General features: G+C 57.2%; 13 protein-coding genes. 10 read left to right on the plus strand and 3 right to left on the minus strand.

What is annotated here, in order from left to right; all coding sequences use genetic code 11:
* Positions 1-91: 91 nt before the first annotated feature.
* Positions 92-1,231 (minus strand): cysteine synthase A, encoded by a 1,140-nt coding sequence (cysK, locus tag GbCGDNIH8_RS04655; protein WP_253736114.1) that lies wholly within the window; start codon positions 1,229-1,231, stop codon positions 92-94.
* Between the two features lie 84 nt (positions 1,232-1,315).
* On the opposite strand from cysK, the gene GbCGDNIH8_RS04660 reads away from it, so the two are divergent.
* From GbCGDNIH8_RS04660 to phoB, 9 genes are all read left to right on the plus strand, one after another.
* Positions 1,316-1,765, plus strand: coding sequence for an RrF2 family transcriptional regulator (locus tag GbCGDNIH8_RS04660; protein ID WP_072572279.1), 450 nt, complete (start codon positions 1,316-1,318; stop codon positions 1,763-1,765).
* A gap of 159 nt (positions 1,766-1,924) precedes the next feature.
* Positions 1,925-2,563, plus strand: a complete 639-nt coding sequence (locus GbCGDNIH8_RS04665) for a peroxiredoxin (protein ID WP_072572280.1) — start codon at positions 1,925-1,927, stop codon at positions 2,561-2,563.
* Between the two features lie 163 nt (positions 2,564-2,726).
* A complete protein-coding gene (locus GbCGDNIH8_RS04670) occupies positions 2,727-4,430 on the plus strand; it encodes an NADPH-dependent assimilatory sulfite reductase hemoprotein subunit (RefSeq protein ID WP_072572281.1) in 1,704 nt (567 codons plus the stop codon).
* Between the two features lie 242 nt (positions 4,431-4,672).
* Complete coding sequence (gene pstS / locus GbCGDNIH8_RS04675) at positions 4,673-5,716, plus strand: phosphate ABC transporter substrate-binding protein PstS (RefSeq protein WP_072572282.1); 1,044 nt, start codon at positions 4,673-4,675, stop codon at positions 5,714-5,716.
* Positions 5,717-5,858: 142 nt separating this feature from the next.
* On the plus strand, positions 5,859-6,905 hold the full coding sequence (gene pstC, locus GbCGDNIH8_RS04680; RefSeq protein ID WP_216635439.1) for a phosphate ABC transporter permease subunit PstC: 1,047 nt from the start codon (positions 5,859-5,861) through the stop codon (positions 6,903-6,905).
* Between the two features lie 38 nt (positions 6,906-6,943).
* Positions 6,944-7,816 carry a phosphate ABC transporter permease PstA gene (gene pstA, locus GbCGDNIH8_RS04685; protein WP_072573642.1) on the plus strand — a complete coding sequence of 291 codons (873 nt, stop codon included), beginning with the start codon at positions 6,944-6,946 and terminating at the stop codon, positions 7,814-7,816.
* A gap of 82 nt (positions 7,817-7,898) precedes the next feature.
* Positions 7,899-8,681, plus strand: coding sequence for a phosphate ABC transporter ATP-binding protein PstB (gene pstB, locus GbCGDNIH8_RS04690; protein WP_072573643.1), 783 nt, complete (start codon positions 7,899-7,901; stop codon positions 8,679-8,681).
* A gap of 19 nt (positions 8,682-8,700) precedes the next feature.
* A complete protein-coding gene (gene phoU / locus GbCGDNIH8_RS04695) occupies positions 8,701-9,438 on the plus strand; it encodes a phosphate signaling complex protein PhoU (protein ID WP_072572283.1) in 738 nt (245 codons plus the stop codon).
* 41 nt (positions 9,439-9,479) lie between these two features.
* A complete protein-coding gene (phoB, locus tag GbCGDNIH8_RS04700; RefSeq protein WP_072572284.1) occupies positions 9,480-10,229 on the plus strand; it encodes a phosphate regulon transcriptional regulator PhoB in 750 nt (249 codons plus the stop codon).
* Positions 10,230-10,303: 74 nt separating this feature from the next.
* Here the strand turns inward: phoB and GbCGDNIH8_RS04705 are convergent, their stop codons facing one another.
* Entirely contained in the window at positions 10,304-11,317 is a 1,014-nt protein-coding gene (locus GbCGDNIH8_RS04705) for a chorismate transformation FkbO/Hyg5 family protein (RefSeq protein WP_157692546.1), read from the minus strand.
* Between the two features lie 132 nt (positions 11,318-11,449).
* On the opposite strand from GbCGDNIH8_RS04705, the gene glgX reads away from it, so the two are divergent.
* Entirely contained in the window at positions 11,450-13,579 is a 2,130-nt protein-coding gene (glgX, locus tag GbCGDNIH8_RS04710; protein WP_072572286.1) for a glycogen debranching protein GlgX, read from the plus strand.
* Here the strand turns inward: glgX and GbCGDNIH8_RS04715 are convergent.
* Positions 13,531-14,817: an MFS transporter gene (locus GbCGDNIH8_RS04715; protein WP_072572287.1), complete on the minus strand. Its 1,287-nt coding sequence runs from the start codon at positions 14,815-14,817 to the stop codon at positions 13,531-13,533. The two genes, glgX and GbCGDNIH8_RS04715, sit on opposite strands and share 49 nt — an antisense overlap.
* Positions 14,818-14,905: the final 88 nt, after the last annotated feature.

Below are 14,905 nucleotides of genomic sequence, written 5' to 3' on the forward strand. Positions count from 1 at the left end.
CGGTGCGGGCCTTCTATCTGGCATCTGGCGGACGTGCAAGCCCCTGGAGCCCATCATTTGCACGTCCGCGTCACTTTTCACGGTTTTGCGGTTACAGTCCGTTAAACAGCGCCGTGGAGAGATACCGCTCGGCAAAGGAGGGGATGATCGTGACGATCAGCAAGCCCTCATTGGCAGGATTACGGGCCAGTTCGAGTGCCGCATGCAGGGCTGCACCGGAGGAAATACCGACCGGCAGCCCCTCCACCCGTGCCACGCGCCGGGCCACGGCCAGAGCATCACGCTCCGCGACCCGCATGATGCCATCGATCTGGGTTATGTCGAGAATCGTGGGGCGGAAGCCCGGTCCGATTCCCTGTATACCATGCGGCCCCGGTTCGTCTCCGGACAGGACAGCGCTTTCCGATGGTTCCACGGCGATAATGCGCAGATCGGGTTTGCGGGGTTTCAGGGCATGGGCAATTCCGGTCAGTGTTCCGCCAGTACCCGCACCGCCGACGATGATGTCAACCTTGCCATCCGTATCGGCCCATATTTCCTCGGCGGTGGTGGCAGCATGGGCTTCAGGATTGGCGGGGTTGTCGAACTGGCGCGGCATCCATGCGCCGGGTGTGGCGGCAATAATGGCCTCTGCCCGTGCAATGGCCCCGGCCATGCCCTGCCGGGCAGGGGTCAGCTGAACATCCACACCGAGCAGGCGGAGCATTTTCCGACGTTCAATCGATGCGCCTTCCGGCATGGTCACGACCAGCCGGTATCCTTTTGAAGCCGCGACAAATGCAAGCGCAATCCCGGTATTGCCGGAGGTCGGCTCAACCAGCACGCTGGTACTGGGATGGATCAGGCCTGCGGCCTCCGCCTTCTCGATCATTGCCAGTCCGATTCGATCCTTGACCGAGCCGAGTGGATTGAAAAATTCGAGCTTGGCAGTGATATCGGCCAACAGCCGGTCCTCGACAGTCAGACGAGGCAGGCGGATCAGGGGCGTGCCACCCACAATATCGAGAATACTGTCGTAGATTTTGCCGCGCGGTTGGGGGCGACGAAGCCCGTCTTCAGAAAGAGAATCGGTGGCGGACAAGGAGGCTACCCTGTTGCGATTGCCGCGTGATCTGGCTTTGGCGTCGTTCGGCTTTCCGTCCTGTGATGCCGTGCCTTCATGATTTATGTCCTGGGGATCGGGGCCATTCTGATCGGGCGCGGTGCCCAGAGAGACGGATTCATTGGTCATACTGGGTGATCCATATCTGTTCGTGCTTTCACTTATCGTCATAACTCTATATCACCCTTTGCAACGGTGATTTAAGGACTCGTCATGCTGCTGCGTCGTGATCGGGCCATGGTGGCGATTTCCGTTATGCTGGATGTCGGTTTCCATGGCAGTCGTACCAATACTGTCAGTGCCGCGGATATCGCGGAACGTATAGGCCTTGCACGCAGGGGAATGGAGCCGCTGCTTCAATCCCTGTCGCGGGCCGGCCTTCTGGAAAGTGTCCGTGGACCACGCGGTGGTTACCGTCTGGGCCGCCCCAAACGTGATATCAGGGTGTCCGATATCGTGGCCGTCGCTGTGGCTGATGACGGGGAGGGGCATGAAGGTCCTACCGGCCGGTTGCAGGTCGCGGTGGTTGACCGGCTTTGGGCAGAGCTGGAAGAGACCCTCCGTGCCCAGCTGGCCGCCATCACGCTGGACGATCTGCTGAAAAGAGCGGCTGCGGCAGGCTTGCGTCGGCCGGCGGCCGAGCCAATTACTTTCGTTATCTGATCGCTTGCTGGTCACGGTTCTGTCCGCATGCAGTGTGTCATGTTCCATATGCATATGCGGCATGGGGCTGCAAGCGTTAACCACATTTGTCCTTTGTGATATGTGTGGAAGCCGATGCAAAAACGTGATTTGGGCACGGATACTCCAGGAGGACTATAAATGAGCATTCAGCTTGGTCAGACGGCTCCTGATTTCGAGCAGGACAGTAATCAGGGAAAGATTCGCTTTCATGAATGGCTGGGTCAGTCATGGGGCATTTTGTTCAGCCATCCCAAAGACTTCACCCCCGTCTGCACGACGGAACTGGGAGAAGCCGCCCGCCTGGCCCCGGAATGGGAAAAGCGTAATGTTAAAGTGATTGGTCTGTCAGTCGACACGGGCGAAAACCACAAGGGCTGGGAAGCTGATATTTCTGAAACCCAGGGCCAGACAGTGAAATTCCCGATCCTCGCCGATGCGGATCGAAAGGTCAGTACCCTTTACGGCATGATCCATCCCGAAGCGGACCCCAACGTTACCGTGCGTGCCGTGTTCATTATTGATCCGAACAAGAAGGTCCGCCTGACCCTGACCTATCCGCCCAGCACAGGCCGCAACTTCAAGGAAATCCTGCGCGTTGTGGACAGCCTTCAGACATCTGACAAATTCAAGGTGGCAACGCCTGTGAACTGGGAGAAGGGGGGAGAAGCCATCATCCCGCCCAGCACCTCCGATGATGCTGCGAAGGAACAGTTCCCGCAGGGTTGGAAGACGCTGAAGCCTTATCTGCGCGTTGTAAAACTGCCTGAAGAGGCATGATCACGCGCCGTAACAGGTAGAGCTGCCGGTAACGCTGGCTCTGAAGCGGTATACTGACTATATGGGGGAAGGCGGGTAATGACCGGCTTTCCCCCCTCGTGATATTGCGGAGCGGATTGTGGGATCCGGGCCGCCGGAATTTGATATGATTGGGGCGTAAGCCATGGACGGAACCGTTTCTCCCAAGCGCAGTGGCGTGGAGCTTCTTAAGGAAACCAGCCATGGCCTGCGCGGTCGTCTGGCGGAGGAGCTGGCGGAGGGTGGCCTTCAGGTCAGTGAGGATGGCTACAATCTTCTGAAATTCCATGGCTCTTACGAGCAGTTCGACCGTGACACTGCGACTGCGCGCAAACAGCAGAAGCTGGAGAAGGAATACTCCTTCATGTTGCGCGTCCGTATGCCGGGCGGGCGTATGACCGCCGCGCAATATCTGGCCCTGGATGGGCTGGCTGATGAATACTCCAATGGCACGCTGCGTATCACGACGCGTCAGGCGATCCAGTTTCACGGTATTATCAAGGGTAATCTGAAGCCCACCATTGCCGCTATCAACAGGACACTGTTGACGACCCAGGCGGCTTGCGGGGATGTGGTGCGCAACGTGACAACCACACCGGCCCCGATCCGTGATGCCGTGCATGCACGGCTGGAAGCGGATGCAAGTTTCCTGTCCCGTGCTTTGCTACCCAAGACTCATGCCTACCACGAAATCTTTCTGGATGAGGCCGCCCGCGCTGATCTGGGCACGGAGGCAGAGGAGGAGCCGTTATACGGTGAGACCTACCTGCCGCGTAAATTCAAGATAGGCATCGCCACTCCCTCCGATAATACGATCGACGTGTTGACCAATGATCTCGGGATCATTCCGATTTTCGAAGGTGATACACTGCTGGGCTATAACATGGCGGTCGGTGGCGGGCTTGGCATGACCCATAACAAGCCGGAGACCTATCCACGTCTGGGAACGGTCATCGGCTCTGTTGGACCCGATGAATTGCTGGCAGGCGTTGAGGCTGTCATCAGGCTTCAGCGTGACTATGGTGACCGCTTCAATCGCCGTCGGGCACGCCTGAAATATGTGGTTGATGACCGTGGGGTGGATTGGGTGAAAGCCGAACTGGTCACCTATTTCGGCAAACCCTTCGCTGAACCGCTACCGATGGAGCCGTTCCGGATGCCGGAACTGCTGGGCTGGCACGAGCAGGGAGATGGGCGGCTATGGCTGGGTATCCCCGTTCCGTCCGGGCGTATCGCCGATACGGACGCTGTGCATCTGCGCCGGGCAATCAGGGAGATTGTTCAGACATATCAGGTCAATGTCACGATGACGGGGCAGCAGGATCTGTTCCTGGTGGATGTCGATCCGGCACACCGGAACGCGATCGAGGCCCATCTGCGTGATGCGGGTGTGACCCTTACCGAAGATCTGACTCCGCTGGCACGCTGGACACTGGCCTGTCCGGCCCTGCCGACATGCGGTCTCGCCCTGACGGAGGCGGAGCGGGTGAGAGACCCGATGGTGGCCGGGCTGGAGCAGGTGCTGGACCGTCACGGGCTGAAAAACGAACGTATTTCGTTGCGGATTACAGGTTGCCCCAACGGGTGCGCACGCACTTATGCGGGCGATATCGGGCTGGTTGGGCGTATGCCTGGCCATTACGCGATCTATGTTGGTGGCGATTTCGAAGGCACGCGACTGTCCTTCCGCCTGCTTGACAGGATCAAGGAAGAACAGATCGAGCCAACACTGGACAGGCTGTTCGCAGCCTTTGCCCGCGACCGGCAGGCTGAAGAAGGGTTCGGTGATTTCTGCACCCGTGTTGGTGCCGAGGCATTGCTGCAACTTCTGCCGGCGGGGCATGCCTGAATACGACCTGAATGTCACATTTGCGGCTGTGTTCTGTGAATGTGACATTCTGTGTTTGTCATATAACTGTCATCTGTTTGTCATTGTTGCGTCTTGGATATCCCGTAGGGTCCGCCTCGCTTCAGCCGGCTTGATTCGCAGGAATATGCACGGTTTTGGGGTATTGGAAGCGGGATGACCTGAGGGGCTATGGCAGCCATCAGGTCTGATCCGTTTCGAAGTGGTATTATCCAGGAGGACGCATGAAATTCGCTCCCTCGGCAATTGCTGCCGTGCTGATTGGCGCTGGCTTGATCGCTCCGGCTTGCGCGCAGGCGCAGCAGGTTGTCGGCGCTGGCTCTTCTTTCGCAGCGCCGCTTTATGACAAGTGGTCGGAGCAGGCAAAACCCTCCACGGGCGTGTCGCTGAACTATCAGGCGATCGGGTCAGGCGCCGGGCAGACCCAGATTTTCAACCGGACCGTGGATTTTGGCGCCTCTGATGCCCCGGTGTCCGCCGATAAACTGCGTGCCCATAAACTGCTGCAATTCCCCAGCGCGATGGGGGCAGTGGATGTCATCGTCAATATCCCGGGCATCAAGAGCAACGAGCTGAAGCTCACTGGTCCGATCATCGCTGCAATCTATGCAGGCACGATCACCAAATGGAATGACCCGAAGATCCAGGAAATCAACAAGGGTATCAAGCTGCCACGTCTCGCGATCGCACCGGTTTATCGCGCTGATGGCTCTGGCACGACCTTCGTGTTCACCGATTATCTGTCTCTGGTTGACAGCGATTGGGCTTCCAAGATCGGTCGTGCGACCTCCATCAGCTGGCCCGCCGGTTCGGGTGCCAAGGGCAGCGCCGGTGTGGCTGGCACCGTGCAGCAGATTCCAGGCAGCATCGGCTATGTCGAGGCCGCTTATGCTACCCAGAGCCATCTGGTGACTGTCCAGCTGCAGAACAAGGCCGGTAAGTTTGTGGCTCCGACTCCCGCCAATTTCGCAGCCACCGCTGCGGCAGCTGACTGGACCAAGGCGCAGAACTTCGCCATCGATCTGAATGATCAGGCAGGCGATACTTCCTGGCCAATCGAAAGCGCCACTTTCGTACTGGTTCCGACTGACCCGACCAGCGCCGAAAAAGCCTCTGCCGTGCTGAAGCTGTTTGACTGGGGCTTTAAAAATGGCGACGCTCTGGCTTCCGATCTGCAATACATCCCGCTGCCCGCATCCGTGAAGGACACCATTCGCGCCGCCTGGCACGATGGTATCAAGGGTCCGGACGGCAAGCCGGTTTTCTGATCAAACCGGGACGCTCTCCCCGTTTCGGTGCGGTGCTGTAGGTGCCGCACCGAGGCGGCAGGCTTACCTGACTGAATGCAGGGGGCCTACGCTATTTTTGGATCATGACAAACGGGGCGCGCCTTAATCGGCCCGCGGCAGAATGGCCTCAGTTCAGCAGATAGATAAGAAAGCGGCCTTTTCACTTCCCCCCGGACAGGGTAGCGGAAAAAGGAAGCCGCCATCCCAGACCGGTGACAGGATTTTTGGCGCTCTGGTAAGAGTGGCCGGATTGTTCGTACTGACTTTGTTAGGCGCGATCATCCTGATGCTGTTCATCGGCGGCTTGCCGGCGTTCCGGGCATTTGGCCTTGAATTCCTGGTGTCATCGGCCTGGAACCCACCACATAACGTGTACGGTGCACTGGTCGCTATTTACGGAACCATTATCACATCGGTGATTGCACTGATAATTGCTGTCCCGATTGCATTCGGAATTGCCGTTTATCTAACCGAACTGGCTCCGCAATGGGTTCGCCGTCCGGTTGGGATCGCAATTGAGCTGCTCGCAGCTGTGCCTTCCATCATTTACGGTATGTGGGGCTTTTTCATTATTGTTCCTTTCATGACGAAAATTCAGCCTTCCATTATTTCGTTTTTTGGTTCGCTGGCTGATGCCGAGGAAAACGTGCCGGTTCTTGGCCCGGTGACAGGCTGGTTGGCAGATCGCTTTGCCGGTCCTGCCTACGGGAATGGTATTCTCACGGCCTCGTTGATCCTGGCGTTGATGATCGTACCGTTCATTGCCGCAACGATGCGCGATGTGTTTGCCACTGTGCCCGGCATTTTCAAGGAAAGCGCCTATGGCCTTGGTTGCACGATCTGGGAAGTCGTTCGCTCCGTCGTGGTGCCCTACACGCGGGTATCGGTTGTAGGCGGTATCATGCTCGGCCTTGGACGCGCCCTTGGTGAAACCATGGCGGTAACCTTCGTGATCGGTAACACCAACCGGATCGCCACCAGTATTTTCGGTCCCGGTAATACGATTGCATCGTTGGTCGCGCTCCAGTTTCCGGAAAGCAATCCGGGCGGCCTTCAGTTTTCCTCTCTTTTCGCGTTGGGTTTCATTTTGTTTGTCATCTCCTTTATCGTGCTGGCAACATCCCGCTTTCTGATGCGGTCACGCTCAGCAGGGGCAGCCAGGGCATGACAACTGTGCTTTCCAATATGGCCTCGGCGGGTGCAAAAATGCCCCGGAATGGCCCTGTCACAAAAAGCCAGGCAGCGCTTCGTCTCAACAGCAGACGGCAGTTGATAAACCGTCTTATCGTTGGCCTGTGCAGTTTCGCGACATTGCTCGGTCTGGCTGCGCTGGCGCTGATTCTGTTCACCCTGCTTAAAAACGGTCTGGCGGGTCTTTCCCTGTCGGTCTTCACTCACGATGAAGGTGCCCCCGGTTCCAATGGTGGTCTGCGCAACGCTATTGTCGGGACATTGATCCAGACCGCACTGGGTACGTTGATCGGTACGCCGCTGGGGCTGCTGGTCGGAACCTATCTGGCGGAATACGGGCGTGGCTCTGTCTTGAGCAGCGCGGTCAGGTTTGTGTCCGATATTCTGCTGTCGGCACCGTCCATTCTGGTCGGTCTGTTCATGTATCAGCTGATCGTGCGGCCGACGGGGGCATTCTCCGGAATTGCAGGCTGTCTGGCTTTGGCGGTGCTGGTCATTCCCATTGTCGTACGTTCGACCGAGGATATGCTGCGCCTGCTGCCTGCCCAGTTGCGGGAGGCCGCGGTCGCTCTTGGTGCGCCGCGCTGGCGGGTGATTACCTTCATCTGCTATCGGGCTGCCATTGATGGCATAGCAACCGGTGTATTGCTGGGCATCAGCCGTATCGCCGGTGAAACCGCACCTCTGTTGTTCACCAGCCTCGGTAATCCCAACCTGTCGGTGAATCTGGCAGAGCCAATGGGAAGCCTGCCAGTGACCATCTATAAATTTGCCGGTTCTGCCTATTCGGACTGGCAGCTTCTTTCATGGGCAGGCGCCCTGCTGATTACACTTGGCGTCCTTGGCCTCAACATACTGGCCCGCGCCATTCTGGGCAGAAGGCAGTGAGACAATGGTAAGTACTATTTCCCAGGTTTCCCGGACGGTTTCCCATGATGCGGGCGGAAGCGCTGCTGCCGGTCTGGCCGCAATGGCCGCATCCCGTGTCGTGGTTGAAAGCCAGCCGAAAATTGCCGTGCGCAATCTCGATTTCTATTATGGTTCGCACAAGGCCCTGAAATCCATTTCACTTGATGTGCATGAGCGTCAGGTTCTGGGTATGATCGGGCCGTCCGGCTGCGGTAAATCCACGTTGCTGCGTATCCTGAACAAGATGTATGCGCTTTATCCCGGCCAGCGTGCTGAGGGTGAGGTGCTGTTGGATGGCGAGAACGTTCTCGGCAAAGATGTCGATGTGAACGTGCTGCGCAGCCGTGTCGGCATGGTGTTCCAGAAGCCGACACCATTCCCGATGTCGATCTATGAGAACATTGCGTTTGGCATCCGCCTGCACGAAAAACTATCCAAGGCGGAGATGGATGAACGGATCGAATGGTCCCTGACCCGTGCTGCGTTGTGGAGCGAGGTTAAGGATCGCCTTCATACAGCTGCCGCCGGAATGTCCGGTGGTCAGCAGCAGCGTCTGTGCATTGCGCGCACCATCGCCGTGAAACCTGAAGTCATTCTGCTTGATGAACCGACCAGCGCGCTTGATCCGATCAGCACTTTGAAGATCGAGGAACTGGTGGATGAGCTGAAACGCGATTTCACCATCGCCATCGTGACACACAACATGCAGCAGGCTGCGCGCTGTGCGGATCGTGTCGCATTTTTCTACATGGGCGAACTGATTGAAGTCGGCACGGCGCTCGACATGTTCACCAACCCGCGTGAGCAGCGCACGCAGGAATATATCACCGGCCGCTTCGGCTGACCCCGCGGGAATTGATGCCATGACCAACCAACTGGGTTCACCCCATATTGTTTCAAGCTATGAGCAGGATCTTCAACAGCTCAGTGATATGATCACGCGCATGGGCGGGATGGTGGAAAACCAGCTTGCTCTGGCAGTGACGTCCATCATCAACAAGGATATGGATGCTGCCAATCGCGCAATTGATGTCGACCCTGCGATTGATGCGCTGGAAACCGAGATCCAGCAATTCATCGTGCGTCTTCTGGCGCTGCGCCAGCCGGTGGCGATCGATCTGCGGATGGTGCTTTCCTCGCTGAAAATTACCAGTGATCTGGAGCGCATTGGCGATTATTCCAAAAATGTTGCCAAGCGCGGTATCGTGCTGAACCAGTTTTCGCTGCCTTTCAGTCTGACCGGTCTGGCGCATATGGGCCAGCTTGTTCAGCAGAATATGAAGACGATCATTGATGCGGTTGGTGAGAATGATACCAGCCGTGCTGAAGAAGTCTGGCGCTCCGACACAGCAATTGACGATATGTACAATGCGATTTTCCGTGAACTGATTACTTATATGATGGAAGATCCGCGCGACATTACGCCTTGCACCCACCTTCTGTTTATTGCCAAAAATCTCGAACGGATCGGTGATCACGCCACTAATATCGCGGAGACGGTGTTCTATACCGTCTCCGGCCATTCTTTGCCGGATGAACGGCCCAAAAGCGACAACACGTCCTACATGGTGGCGCGCCCGTCTCCGGATGTGACATCCTGACGGGCATGTGAAATCGTCGGGTGCGAGGAGACTGTATCATTATGCGCTTTGCACAGGAAGAAACCCGTTCCCGTCCTGCGGAAACTCCGGCAGGGCAGACGCGTCCGACAGTGCTGATTGTCGAGGATGAGGCGGCATTGGCGACAATGCTGCGCTATAATCTGGAAAAGCAGGGCTTCCGTGTCGAGGAAGCTTCAGATGGTCAGGAAGCCCTGCACCGCCTGTCGGAAGTCCAGCCGGATTTGGTTCTGCTGGACTGGATGCTGCCTGGGCTGTCGGGTATCGAGGTATGCCGTCAGATACGTCGGAAACCCGGCACCCGTGATCTGCCGATCATTATGGTGACTGCCCGTGTCGAGGATCAGGATGCGGTTCGGGCCTTGAATACAGGCGCGGATGATTACATCACCAAACCGTTCAACATGCAGGCCCTTCAGGCCCGTATTCGCGCGTTGTTGCGTCGGGCCAGCCCGGTAACGGCGAAGGGCATGCTGACCTTCCATGACATTACGATGGATCTGGCAACCCATCGCGTGCATCGGAACAACCGTCCGATCCATCTCGGCCCGACCGAATTCCGGCTGATGGAATTCTTCCTGCAACATCCGCGGCGGGTTTTCTCGCGTGAGGAGTTGCTGGATTCAGTCTGGGGTACCGATATTCATGTGGAGCCCCGTACGGTGGATGTACATATTCGTCGCCTGCGCAAGGCCGTGAATGGCGAGGGCGAGGTTGATCTGGTGCGTACGGTACGGGCTGCCGGATATGCGCTGGATACTGATCCGCTATAAGATAGCTGTTCCTGATTGATCAAAAATCATCTGTGGAAAACCGTTCCTGTCGACAGGAACGGTTTTTCCCCTGATTAACGTTCCGGACAGTACCCTTCAACTTCGACCAGCAGCTCAGCACGGCATATATCCGCGCGCAGAATGCATTCTGTGGCATCTGGCCCGAAAGCATCGTTCAGAATGCTCTGAACAGCAGGCAGATCAGTCGGATGCCGGATATAGGCCTTCAGTCTGAGTGCCTGCGCATCTCCCTGAAATCCTTTGTGCTGTGCTGCTTGCAGGACGGCACGGATATTGGCCACAGTCTCCCATGTCTGGGCGATGACATTGTCCGGGTGCAGGCTCTGATGTCCGGTGATGGCGGCGGTACCTGAAATGAACAGACAACGATCCTGTTCCCCAGTGACGGCAATGGTGGCGCGGGAAAAGGTCGGGCTGCGCGGCCCATACTGTTCAGGATAGCGATAGGCGCTGATCTGGCGAGGATTTTCCACCGGTATGCCCGCCTGACGCCCTGCCAGAACATAGATCAGTAATCCTCCGCTTCCGGTGCCAAGCGCACAGGCGGCCGGGGCGCTGGTTTCTTCCCGTCCACGGGCGGAGAATGCATCGAACCGGCCCTGATTGAACAGGTGGTACCGTTCCGTCCCATCATCCATATCATGAATCCGCGGCATATAGTTTGCGGTCTTGAGCAGATGGGGAAAGCCTTTTTCATCAATGACCGAGAACAGCGCCTGATAGGCCCGGAAGCTGGCCTCCCGCAGCGGCACATCATTGCTGATACGGACCGCGCCAAAAAACAGCGTACTGTTTTCTCCGTTGACTACCTGGTCAGGACCAATCTGGTGGCTGCCCCATCGCGGCGTTGCGTCAGAGGCAAGCCACAGTTCCGCACCATCCCGCTCAGGCCAGAGGAGTGGAAGATCAGCCATCAGTCTCACTGGCCCGGTTTCCTCCCTGCTTTCCGGCAGGGAAGGGAGGCAGTTGAGACCAATAATCCCCAGCGCCGATGAGGCCGGGGCGGATGAGACAGGCCCGGCAGACAGAGGGAGAGGGCTATAATACTGCACGGTCAACGATGTCATGGTTAAGGATTGCTTCTGAAAGGCTGAGTGCAAGAGGAATGGCTGCAACTCACGATGCCATGCGGTCGTTTGAATGCGCGGGCCGGAATTTTGAATCGCAGAATTCGTGAGCTTAGCAGGGAACATTGTATCATGGCATCTATCGTTTCGCGTCGGCTTCGTGAAGGCGTGCCCCATCCGCGCGGAGCGATCTGGGACGGAGAAGGCATTAATGTCGCGTTATTCTCCGCCCATGCCACGAAGGTGGAGCTGTGTCTCTTCGATGAAAGCGGCACCAAGGAAAAAGAGCGTATCACTCTGCCGGAATATACGGATGAAATCTTTCATGGCTATGTCTCTGGTCTCGGCCCGGGTACGGTCTATGGTTTCCGTGTCCATGGCCCCTATGAGCCGGAAGCCGGGCATCGTTTCAACCCTCATAAGCTTCTGCTCGATCCCTATGCACGGGTGCATATCGGAGAGCTGAACTGGAATCCCGCCTGTTTCGGCTACACGATCGGCTCGGAGCAGGAGGATCTTTCTTTCGATGAGCGTGACAGCGCGGCATTTATGCCGAAATGTGTGGTGGTAGACCAGAATTTCGACTGGCATGGGCAAGCGATCCGTCCCGGCATTCCGTGGGGTCGCACGATCACCTATGAAACCCATGTACGCGGCTACACCATGCGTCACCCGGAGATTCCAGCGCATTTACGCGGTACCTATGCCGGGTTGGCCAGTAAGCCGGTGCTGGATCATATCCGCGCTCTTGGCGTGACGAGTGTGGAATTGCTGCCTGTTCACAGCTTTGTGCGTGACAGCCACCTGCTTGAAAAAGGGCTGACGAATTTCTGGGGCTACAACACGATCGGCTTTTTTGCGCCGGACCCGCTTTACGCCGCCGACCGCAACCGTGTGCTGGCCGAATTCAAGGAAATGGTGGCACGCTTCCACGATGCAGGGCTCGAGGTGATTCTGGATGTTGTCTACAACCACACTGCCGAGGGCAATGAAAAAGGCGCGACCCTGTCTTTCAAGGGCATCGATAACGCGACCTACTATCGTCTTCTGCCTGATCAGAAGCGGTTTTACATCAATGATACCGGCACCGGGAACACGCTCAATCTGTCCCATCCGCGTGTCATTCAGATGGTGACCGACAGCCTCCGTTATTGGGTGACGGAGATGCATGTCGATGGTTTCCGCTTCGATCTGGGCACAATTCTGGCGCGTGAGCCGGATGGCTTTGATACTCAAAGTGGCTTCCTGCGTGCCGTGGGGCAGGATCCTGTGCTGGCAGGTGTGAAACTGATCGCCGAGCCATGGGATTGTGGACCGGGCGGATATCAGGTGGGCGGTTTCCCACCCGGTTGGGCGGAGTGGAATGACCAGTTCCGCGATACGACGCGCGATTTCTGGCGGGGCGAGGCAAGTGCCGCGGCGCTGGCGCCACGGCTGTTAGGGTCCCCTGATAAGTTCGATCATCGTGGCCGCAAGCCATGGGCCAGCGTAAATTTCGTGACGGCCCATGACGGTTTCACCCTCAATGATCTGGTCAGCTATAACGACAAGCATAACGAGGCGAATGGCGAGGATAATAAAGACGGCAGTGACCATGACCGTTCATGGAATGGCGGTGCCGAAGGGCCGACTGATGATCAGGGCATTGAAACGTTACGCCATCGCCAGATCAGAAACATGCTGGGTACGCTGCTATTGTCGCTCGGCACCCCGATGATATTGGCAGGGGATGAATTCGGGCGCACTCAGCAGGGCAATAACAATGCCTACTGTCAGGATAACGAGATCAGTTGGGTTGACTGGGATATTCAGGAGAAGGGGCATTCCCTGATCCGGTTTACGCAGAAACTGATCGCGTTACGTCAACAGCACCCGATCCTGTGGCGAGCCCGGTTTCCCGGCGAAAATCGTAATGATGAATCGGGTATCACAGGCCTGCGCTGGATATCTGCAAGCGGTCAGGACATGACGCAGGAGGAATGGGAGAACGGTAATACCCGCACCTTCTCCATGCTGCTGGATGGCCGTGCCCAGCCGACCGGGGTGAAAGAGCCGGGTCAGGATGCCAGCCTGTTGATCATCCTGAATGGATGGCACGATGTTGTTTCCTTCACGCTGCCGGACTGCCCCGGGGGAGAGGAATGGAGACTACTGATTGACACGAATATCCCGGATGATGATGGCGGTGCGTTGTTCCGGATGGGCGATCAGTATCAGGTGACCGGGCGTTCGGTGCTTGTGTTCGAGCATTGCAGAAGCTGATACGGTTGCATGGCCGGTGTGTGCAAATAGAGCACAATGCCGGCCAGACCGATGGCGACAATGCTTAACCCGCCTCCCGCGATCAATCCGATTGGCCCTGTCAGAGCGAGCATGGAAGGCGCAATCGCCAACCCGGCCAGCATGCCGCCATTATAGCTGATCAGAAAACCACGGGCCGAAGCGGGAACGTCCTGAGCGTTCAGTGTGGTCTGACGCAGGATGGCAATGGGAATATCCTCGAACGGCCCTCCCGTACCGGCTATGGCGGCACAGATCATCAGACCTGGAGCTATCCAGTGAGGGGGTGCCAGTAAAGCCACCAATGTCATGCAGGCGAGACCGGCTCCGACCAGTGCCGTGCCTCCGAACATCATGCAGGCAGGAAGGGCGGGAATGGGACGGTTGCCCACGATCATCATGCCAAGCACGTTGCCGACACCGTAGGCAGCAATCACCGCGCCGTAGGATGACAGGCCGGAGGCTCCTGGCTGCAACCGGGTAATCAGCAATGGCAGGGCCAGATAAACAATCGCATACCAGGCACCGCAGACGACCGGGCCGATAAGAAATGAATACCAGAGCAAAGGGTGTCCGCGATTGGCAGTAATGGCATGCCATGGCGTCGGTATGTTGCGGGATGGTGCGGCATCCTGGCGAACCTGATTGCGACCGGTCAGCCAGACCGCGATCGCTGAAATGACGAAGGTGATGGCATCGACAGTGAAAAAATGCACCAGTGGCAGCAGGCCCGCGAGTACGCTGATCATGACCGGTCCGAGCAGTCTGGCAACACGGTCTGTCATATCCATCAGGGCATTGGCGGCAGGCAGTTCGCTCTGATCCTGCACCAGATGCGGTAGTACAACCTGAAGGGCCGGCCTGAACAATGCCTGCCCCAGTGCAATCAGAATAATCGCCTGAAGCAGAAAGGATGCAGAAACGCCGCCCTGGATGAACCATGCTCCGATCAGCGCAGCAAGGGAAACCATGCGGATCAGATCAGCGCCGATCATCACCCGAAATTGTGGCTTTCGGTCTGCCCATGGGCCAACAAAAAAAGCGGCCAGTAAAATACAGAACCCCTGAAAGGCGGTCAGATATCCTGCATTGGCCCCGAATGCCTGCACGGCTGCCCATGAGAGGGCAACAAGGTAGAGCTGGTCACCAATCGCTGAGAATGAAAGACCGCTCCACAAGCAGGCCAGCCTGGGATGGCGCAGGACAGAAAACAGTTTCATGGCATGGTTTCTGGCATGTCATCAGGCCAGAAAAAAGGGCCTCGTTTTTGAAGAATACGAGGCCCTTTTTACAATCAGCACATACAGC

This window comes from Granulibacter bethesdensis (assembly GCF_001889545.1).
Lineage (GTDB): Bacteria > Pseudomonadota > Alphaproteobacteria > Acetobacterales > Acetobacteraceae > Granulibacter > Granulibacter bethesdensis_B.

What these genes read in the sequence shown, in the direction of transcription:
- pstA (WP_072573642.1), top strand. Translation starts at nt 6,944, where the DNA reads ATGCCCCGGAATGGCCCTGTCACAAAAAGCCAGGCAGCGCTTCGTCTC.
- GbCGDNIH8_RS04715 (WP_072572287.1), bottom strand. Translation starts at nt 14,817, where the DNA reads ATGAAACTGTTTTCTGTCCTGCGCCATCCCAGGCTGGCCTGCTTGTGG.
- phoU (WP_072572283.1), top strand. Translation starts at nt 8,701, where the DNA reads ATGACCAACCAACTGGGTTCACCCCATATTGTTTCAAGCTATGAGCAG.
- cysK (WP_253736114.1), bottom strand. Translation starts at nt 1,231, where the DNA reads ATGACCAATGAATCCGTCTCTCTGGGCACCGCGCCCGATCAGAATGGC.
- pstC (WP_216635439.1), top strand. Translation starts at nt 5,859, where the DNA reads ATGGCCTCAGTTCAGCAGATAGATAAGAAAGCGGCCTTTTCACTTCCC.
- GbCGDNIH8_RS04665 (WP_072572280.1), top strand. Translation starts at nt 1,925, where the DNA reads ATGAGCATTCAGCTTGGTCAGACGGCTCCTGATTTCGAGCAGGACAGT.
- phoB (WP_072572284.1), top strand. Translation starts at nt 9,480, where the DNA reads ATGCGCTTTGCACAGGAAGAAACCCGTTCCCGTCCTGCGGAAACTCCG.
- glgX (WP_072572286.1), top strand. Translation starts at nt 11,450, where the DNA reads ATGGCATCTATCGTTTCGCGTCGGCTTCGTGAAGGCGTGCCCCATCCG.
- GbCGDNIH8_RS04670 (WP_072572281.1), top strand. Translation starts at nt 2,727, where the DNA reads ATGGACGGAACCGTTTCTCCCAAGCGCAGTGGCGTGGAGCTTCTTAAG.
- GbCGDNIH8_RS04660 (WP_072572279.1), top strand. Translation starts at nt 1,316, where the DNA reads ATGCTGCTGCGTCGTGATCGGGCCATGGTGGCGATTTCCGTTATGCTG.
- GbCGDNIH8_RS04705 (WP_157692546.1), bottom strand. Translation starts at nt 11,317, where the DNA reads ATGACATCGTTGACCGTGCAGTATTATAGCCCTCTCCCTCTGTCTGCC.
- pstS (WP_072572282.1), top strand. Translation starts at nt 4,673, where the DNA reads ATGAAATTCGCTCCCTCGGCAATTGCTGCCGTGCTGATTGGCGCTGGC.
- pstB (WP_072573643.1), top strand. Translation starts at nt 7,899, where the DNA reads ATGGCCGCATCCCGTGTCGTGGTTGAAAGCCAGCCGAAAATTGCCGTG.